Genomic DNA, 7742 nt, shown 5'->3' on the forward strand with positions numbered 1-7742 from the left:
GCGCGCTCGGCTCGGGGCTGGACGGCCTGCTCGTACGGCCCGGGGACAGCGAGTACGCGACGGCCCGCCAGCTCTACAACACACGCTTCGACGATCTGAAGCCGGCGGCCGTCGCGTACGTCGCGGGCGAGGACGACATCAGGGAGTGCCTGGCCTTCGCCCGGCGGCACGGCACCCCCGTCTCGATCCGCAACGGCGGCCATTCCTACGCCGGCTGGTCCAGCGGCAACGGCAGGCTCGTCATCGACGTCTCCTCGCTCGACGGCGTGGGCGACGCCGCGTCGGACGGTGTGATCGGCGCGGGCGCCAAGCTCGTCGACGTCTACGGCGCGCTCTCCCCGAAGGGCCGTACGATCCCCGGCGGTTCCTGCGCCACCGTCGGCATCTCCGGACTCGCCCTCGGCGGCGGCCACGGGGTCGTCTCCCGCGCGTACGGCGCGACCTGCGACAGCCTCACCTCGGCGACGATCGTCACGGCCGACGGCAAGCTGCTGACGGCGGACGCCGAGCGGAACACGGACCTCTTCTGGGCCCTGCGGGGCGCGGGCAACGGCAACTTCGGAGTCGTCACCGAACTCCGCTTCCGTACCCACCCCGCCTCCACCGGCGTCGCGGCGAACCTCAACTGGCCCTGGTCCAAGGCCCGCTCCCTGCTCGCGGCCTGGCAGGAGTGGGGTCCCGGCCAGCCGGACGAGATCTGGTCCTCGTTCCACGCGGCGGTCGGCGCGGGCGGCGGCGCCGACCCGACGGTCTCGGTGTCCGCGTTCACCCTCGGCACGGAGGGCGACCTGAGGAACGCCGTCGACCGGCTCGCCGACCGCGTGGGCGCCTCGGCGAGCTTCGTCTCGCTGCGCCCGGGCAGCTACCAGGAGGCGATGCTCGCGTACGCCGGCTGCGCCGGGCTGGGCGAGGACCGGTGCCGGCTGCCGGGCACGACACCGGGCCGGGGGAAGAACGGCGTGCTGCGACGCGAGACGTACGCCGCGACCTCGGACTTCTTCGACCGGTCGCTGCCGCCGGCGGGCATCGGCACCCTGCTGTCGGCCGTGGAGGGCTTCAGCCGGATCACGGTGGCCGACGGCGCGGGATCGGGCACGATCGCACTGACCGCCCTCGGCGGCGCGATCAACCGCGTGGACCCGCTCGCGACGGCCTTCGTGCACCGGGGCTCCAGGATGCTCGCGCAGTACGTGGCGTCCTGGCGCCCCGGCACGCCCGGCACCGAGCAGCGGGCGTGGCTGAAGCGCAGCCGGGGCGGGCTACGGAGGCACGCGTCCGGGGCGGCGTACCAGAACTACACCGACCCCGCGCTGTCCGACTGGCGCACGGCGTACTACGGCCCGGCGGCGGGACGGCTGAAGGCGCTCAAGGCGCGGTACGACCCGGAGAGGATGTTCGACTTCCCGCAGGCGCTGTAGCGGGCGCGCGGCCATGAGGCGCGCGGCCCGTCGCGGTGCGAGGACCGGCCGCCCGCCACGCCGCGCCTACGCCGCGAGGTTGTTGTCGTCGGGCCGCTGCTCGGGGATGCCGAGCGGCCGGGTCCCCGGCGCCCCGGCGGCCTCGGCGGCCTCGGCCCGGTCCGCCTCCCGCGCGGCACGCGACCGTACGAGCAGCCCCACCCGCCCCGACCGGCAGACCGCCGACACCAGGGGGGTGAGCAGCGCCATGGCGAGCGGCGCGAGGAGCAGCACCACCGCAGTACCGAGGGCGAACCCGCCGATCACGTCGGTGGGGTAGTGCACGCCCAGATAGACCCGGGAGAAGCCCTCGACCAGCGCGAGCCCGATCGCGGCGAGCCCGAACCCGCGGTGTGCGACGAAGATGCCCGCGCCCAGGGCCATCGCCATCGTCGCGTGGTCGCTGACGAAGGAGAAGTCGGTCTTGCCGGCGACGAGGACGTCGAGCCCCCGGTGGTCGACGAAGGGGCGCTCGCGGCCGACGAACTCACGGATCGGGATGTTGATCAGCAGCGCGACCCCGGCGGCGAGCGGCGCCCAGAGCAGCCCGGCGACGGCGGCCACCGAGTCCTCGGCCGACCCGCGCCGCCGCACGCTCCACCAGCACCAGAGCACGACCAGGACGAGGGCGAGCACGATCCCGTACTCGCCGGCGAACTCCACACCCCGGTCGAACCAGTCGGGGGCCGACTTCGTCAGACCGTTGATGTCGTAGAGCAGGCTGACGTCGGGGTTCGACCCATCGATCGCGAGTCCAGCCATGTGCTGCGGCCCCTTGCCTTGTCGCCCACCACGACACGCCTCCGGGCGTGTCGCTTCCACCAACCCCCGTGGTGCCTGCGGTCAGTGCTGCGCGATCAACGCCACAGCCCCAGTCCAGGGAACGGCCTGATACCCCTACAGGTTCCAGTCTTCACCGGACGATCTCCAGGACGTTATCGAAGAGTGACACATCGTCCCAGCTCAGAGGGGTGAACGAACGGAGAATTCCGGCCACGCGCGCCCCTGCCGGGACCGGACTCCACCCTTCCGGACGTCAACCCTTCGCCACCTTCGCGCCCCGTCGGACCGACGCCCCGTCAGCCTCTTTACCGTCCGGAGTTCCGCTCGGTGGGAAGATCGGTCGGCAGCGATTTCGCGCCGTCTTCGGTGACCCGGGTCGCCCCGAAGTAGTCAGGCGTATCGATTTTGTCGAACCGGATCACGGCGCCGGTGTACGGAGCGTTGATCATGTACCCACCGCCGACATAGAGCCCGACGTGCCGGATGGCCCGCGAGTTGGTGAGGTCGTCGGAGAAGAACACCAGGTCACCGGGCATCAACTCGTCGCGCGACGGATGCTCGCCGGCGTTGTACTGATCGTTGGCGACCCGAGGCAACTCGATCCCCACGGACCGGTAGGCGGCCTGCGTCAGCCCGGAACAGTCGAACCGCCCCTGCTGCTCAGGGGTCCCGTTGCCGCCCCACAGGTACTTCGTACCGAGCTTCTGCTGCGCGTAGTAGATGGCACTGGCGGCCTGCCGGGAAGGCTCGACGCGGCCGACGGGGCGGGCGAAGCTCTGCTGGAGGGTCGTGATGACCTTCACGTAGTTCTGCGTCTCGGGGTACGGGGGAACGCCCCCGTACTTGATGACCGCGTACGCGCCCGCGTTGTACGCCGCGAGCATGTTCTTCGTCTGATCGCCCGGCACATCGTCGACATAGCCGGCGAGTTTGCAGTCGTACGTCGCCGCCGAGGGGATGGCGTCCTCCGGGTCCCAGACGTCGCGGTCGCCGTCCTTGTCCCCGTCCACACCGTGCGCCGCCCAGGTCCCCGGGATGAACTGCGCGATGCCCTGCGCCTGCGCCGGGCTCACGATGTCGGGATCCCAGCCGCTCTCCTGGTACAACTGCGCGGCCAGCAGCGCGGGGTTGATCGCGGGACAGAGATTGCCCCACTCCTGCACCAGCCGCTGGTACTTCGCCGGCACCGCGCCCTTGGCCAGCGCGACCGCCCCACCACCACCGGCGCCGCCGGCGAGCCCGGCGGCCGCGGAGTACGTACCCACGACGAGCAGCGCGATGAAACCCAGGCTCAGCCCGAGCCCGATCGCGCCGGCCATCCAGAATTTACGCACCCCTCAACCCTCCCCCATCCGGAACACGTTCGCCGCCATTTTCCCGCCTGTCGTGTCGGTGCTATTCGGACAGGGCACCGCATCACGGGCCGTCGGAGACGAATCCGGTGCACAGGACGCTCTTGTGGCTCGTGTCCGAGGTGGCGTGGTGGTAGACGACGGTCCACTCCCCGGGGTCCGCGGAGAGCGGCGGCGCGGGCCGGACCTCGCCGTCGGCGCGGGAGGAGAAGTCGTCGGGATAGGTGAGGTACGTCCACTGGGTCTCGTCCCCCTCGTACAGATCGGCGGCCCTGCTCACCGACCCGAACCGGTCGCTGTTCGCACCGGAGGTGGTGGGGCGGCCGTCCGCGTCGAGGCGGTGGGGAGGCTTCACCTCCACGGCGATGTAGTACGGGGGCAGGTTCGGCTCCTCGTACTTGAGCCGGTAGCCGATCTCCGCCTTCCCCGGCGGGAGTTCACCGGTGTAGTCGGTCTCGGCGGTGGTGACGGACATCTGGAACTGGAGCGGCGGCTCCTCCTCGCCGGGGAGGTTGCAACTGTCCCTGAGCCCGTTCCAGGAGTGCCGGGAGGTGCCGATGTCCTGGATGTACCGGGGAGGGCCGGCGGGAGCGGTGTCGTCGGCGGCCGGACTCTTGGGGGAGGACCGGGCGCCGGGAGCGCCGCCGGCGGCCTTGTCACCGCCGTCACCCCCGCCGCTGCCGTCTCCGGGCAACAGCCACACGGCCGTGGCGACGGAGACCCCGATGACGGCGCCGGTGCCGATGGCGACGAGCCAGGGGATGCCGCGCCGGGAGGAACGCGCCGGGAGGGAAGGCGTGGGACCCGCGGGCCCCCCGGGTCCCTGGGTCGGGAGGTCGTGCAGCGGTGGGGCCGGTGCGTGGTGGGGCCGCCGGGGCGTGTCCGGCACCGCGTCCGCCATGGCGACGAGCGGCTGGTAGGCGGGATCGTCCACCAGGGCGGTGTCCACGGCGCACCGCCGGATGAGCTCCGCCGGACCGGGCCGCCGGGCCGGGTCCTTGGCGACGCACTCGCGGATCAGCGCGGCGAGAGCGGGCTCGACCCCGGCCGTGTCGATCTCCTCGTGAACGGCCCGGTAACTCACGGTGGCGGCGTCCCCGACCCCGAACGGGGCACGCCCCGTGGCCGCGTAGGCGACGGTCGCGCCGAGGGCGAAGATGTCGGCGGCGTCACCCACCTCGTTGCGCGCGAGCACCTCGGGCGCGGTGTAGCCGGGCGTACCGGGTGCCTGACCGTCCTGCGTCAGTGCGGTCTGCTCGACGCCACGGGCGATCCCGAAGTCGATCAACTGCGGTCCCTGGGCGGCCAGAAGGACGTTCTGCGGCTTCAGGTCGCGGTGCGTGACCCCGTACGCGTGAACGCTGGCGAGGCCCTCGGCCATCGCCGCGACCAGCCGCCGGCAGGTCCCCGCGGGAAACGGCCCGCGCTCGCGCACGGCGTGGGCGAGGGTCGGGCCGGTGACGTACTCGGTGGCGATCCAGTACGGCGCCGAGTCCAGCCCCGCGTCGATGAGATTCGCGGTGTACGCGCTGCGCACGGCACGAACGGTCTCCGCCTCCCGCCGGAACCGGGCGAGAGCCTCGGGATGCCCGGTGATCTCCTCCCGCACGACCTTGACGGCCACGAGCCGCCCACCGGGCGACCGCCCGAGGTACACCTGCCCCATCCCCCCGGCCCCGAGCCGCGCGAGCAGCACGTAGGCACCGATACGCGCGGGGTCCTGGACTCTGAGGGCATCCACGGGAACGACTGTGCCACAGCGCCGGCCGAGGCGGCATGCGGAACTGACGGCGACTCAGGTACGGGGCGGGGGCGAGGGGGCGGACCAGAAGTCGTCGTGGATGTCGGGGCGCGGAATCGGACCGCCCGCGTAGTTGGGCCCGTCGGTCTTGGCTGTGGGCGCAGCCACTTCCGACTTCTCCACGCAGGGAGTGGCGACTTCGAAGAAGGGCTGCCCTTCTCCGCCGATGCTGAGTCTGATGCCGAAGCCGTCGGGGGACTTGGCGTAGATGGCCGGGAACCTCTGGCTGTTGTTGACGGAGGTGATCTCGTAGCCGCTCTTGCGCCAAGACCGCTCAACAACTCCGAGGAATCCACCGCGTCGCTCTTCAGAGATGATCGTCATGACAGCCCGACGCCGTGACAGGTCACAACTCCCCACCGTGGTCTCCCCGTGCGTCCATCTGACTCCGGGCCGGATCGCGCGGAACGTGCCCTCAAGAATGGAATCCGCACGCTCCGCAGCCTCCTGCATGTTCAAAACTCGCTCTCCATCCGCTTTTGAGCCGTCAAGTGCCGAGCATCCGGCGACCGTGACGCATACCAAAAGAAATCCCAGCGCACGCCGCATTCTCATCCCCTCCGGTGCCCGTCCAGCTGCACGGCCTCGTAGTCCCCGACCACGATCCTGGCGATGTTGTCGGCGGACGTGACGTCTTTCCGCGGGTTGAAATAGTTCGTATGCGCCGTCACCCCACCCATATCCAGAACCGGCCGCGGCCCGTCCTCCACCCGGAATCTCGTCGCTCCGAAATCCTCGTGCGCCGGATCCGTGCCGAACCAGATCTCGCTCTTCTCCGTCTGCGCGTCCTGCGCGAGGTACGCCACCGCCGCCCCGCCCGCCTCCGCGTTGTCCGTGAACATCACGTCCGTGTTCCCGGTGATGTCGTCCACCGAGAGCTGCGGCGCGTCATAGCCCAGCCACACGATCGACGCCGTCGACGCGTCGTATTCGGACGCACCCATCAACGTGTCCCTCGCCCGCTTCAAGTCGTTCTCCGCGAAATCCTCGTCAAGTCCCGTTCCCAGCCCGGGCACATACGCCGACACATTCCTCGCCGTGTCCGGATTCTCGTACGAGACGATGGCCCGCCCGTTCCCCTCGTCCCCGATGCCCAGCAGGAACATCGGCGGATGCCCGCCTGCCCGCAACTGCTCGTCGATGGATCTCAGCCCCGCCAGCATCGTCCGCGATCCGTCGTCCTCCGCGCCCGCCAACTTCCCCATCAGCAGCGCCAGGTTGTCGCGGTTCGCCGCGTCGCGTACGGCGGCCGGGATGCCGTCCAGATTGCCGATCGTGTCCGGGTGGACCGCCAGGTACTCCTCCCGGCGTTCCTCCGTCAGGCCCTGCCACCACGCCAGGCGTTCCGAGGCCGTCGCGTCGAGGGGGATCGCCGCTCTGAGGTAGTCCGCCGTGAGCGCGCGTACCGCCGTCGCGTCGGCGCTCGCGTCCGTCCACATCGCGTCCGTGACCGCGAGGCCGTCCTGGGCCATCAGCTTCCGCAGCGTCCGCGTGTACCGCGCGTCGGTCTCCGCCGCGTCGCTCAGCGCGCGGGCGATCCTGTCCGCGATGTCCTGCGCCTTCGCCGCGAGGGGGTTCGGGCTTGTGAACCCCGACGTGGGCGCGGTGAGCGGATACGCGTGGCCCGAGGCCGTACCGCCCCGCAGCTTCTCCTTCGTGAGCGGGTCCTCCCCGGCCTCGGGGTAGCTCACCGACCCGTCTGTCCGCACCGTGAACCTCAGGCCCGCCGCCTCGTCCAGCGCGTCCCGCAGACGGCGCTGCGAGCCGCGCAGGTCCTGGGCGAGGCTGTTCAGGGTCGTACGGACCAGCCCGCACTCCGTGTAGATGTACTGGAAGTTCTTCCCCAGCGCCCGCAGCCGTCCGACCGCCGCCCGCGCCGCCTCGCCCTCCTGCGTCGCCGTCAGGCCCGCGAGGAGCTGCTTGTCGATACGGTCGCGGGCCGCGTCCGCGCGGTTGCTCGCCTTGCCCCAGCCGTCCGCCGCGCCCTCCAGCTCGGCGCATCTGACGTCCCGTAACTGCGCCCAGGTGAGTCCGCCGCCCCTCACCGGCCGGCCCCGGCGCCGACACCCGTTCCCGCGTCGACCCCCGCCAGGGCCGACCTGATCGCGGCGTCGTGCTCACCCTGCGTCCTGGCCACCGCGCGCAGCCGGCCCGCCAGGCTCCCGCACTCGTCGCGGGCTGCCTCGATGCGCCGTTCCCACGACGTACGTACGGCGCCCAGGGCGGCGAGCGCGCTCAGCCCGTCCCCGCAGCCGGCCACGCCCTCGTGCGCCGTTGCGAACTCCGCTTTCACGTACGCCATCTGCGTACGCATCACCTCGGCCCCGCCCGCCGCCCGGGTCCACGGTC

At 71.5% G+C, this 7742-nt stretch carries 6 protein-coding genes and 1 pseudogene; 1 reads left to right on the plus strand and 6 read right to left on the minus strand.

Annotated elements, in window-relative coordinates:
- Window positions 1-1418 (plus strand): FAD-binding oxidoreductase (locus GXP76_RS32335; protein ID WP_242575181.1); only part of this gene is annotated, 1418 nt, incomplete at its 5' end.
- Window positions 1419-1484: 66 nt separating this feature from the next.
- Here GXP76_RS32335 and GXP76_RS32340 read toward each other — a convergent pair.
- From GXP76_RS32340 to GXP76_RS32365, 6 genes and pseudogenes are all read right to left on the minus strand, one after another.
- Window positions 1485-2219 carry a phosphatase PAP2 family protein gene (locus GXP76_RS32340; RefSeq protein WP_242575182.1) on the minus strand — a complete coding sequence of 245 codons (735 nt, stop codon included), beginning with the start codon at window positions 2217-2219 and terminating at the stop codon, window positions 1485-1487.
- Window positions 2220-2545: 326 nt separating this feature from the next.
- Complete coding sequence (locus GXP76_RS32345; protein ID WP_242575186.1) at window positions 2546-3559, minus strand: bifunctional lytic transglycosylase/C40 family peptidase; 1014 nt, start codon at window positions 3557-3559, stop codon at window positions 2546-2548.
- Window positions 3560-3656: 97 nt separating this feature from the next.
- Window positions 3657-5333, minus strand: a complete 1677-nt coding sequence (locus GXP76_RS32350) for a serine/threonine-protein kinase (protein WP_242575183.1) — start codon at window positions 5331-5333, stop codon at window positions 3657-3659.
- Between the two features lie 54 nt (window positions 5334-5387).
- Window positions 5388-5717: a hypothetical protein gene (locus GXP76_RS32355; RefSeq protein ID WP_308354274.1), complete on the minus strand. Its 330-nt coding sequence runs from the start codon at window positions 5715-5717 to the stop codon at window positions 5388-5390.
- 227 nt (window positions 5718-5944) lie between these two features.
- The gene (locus GXP76_RS32360) at window positions 5945-7438 is read right to left on the minus strand and encodes an alpha/beta hydrolase (protein ID WP_242575185.1); all 1494 of its coding nucleotides are present in this window, start codon (window positions 7436-7438) and stop codon (window positions 5945-5947) included.
- A pseudogene (locus GXP76_RS32365) lies at window positions 7435-7742 on the minus strand (hypothetical protein); the annotation flags it as partial. The gene GXP76_RS32360 and the pseudogene GXP76_RS32365, both read right to left, overlap by 4 nt.

Origin of the sequence: Streptomyces sp. NP-1717 (assembly GCF_022695985.1) — a bacterium.
Lineage (GTDB): Bacteria > Actinomycetota > Actinomycetes > Streptomycetales > Streptomycetaceae > Streptomyces.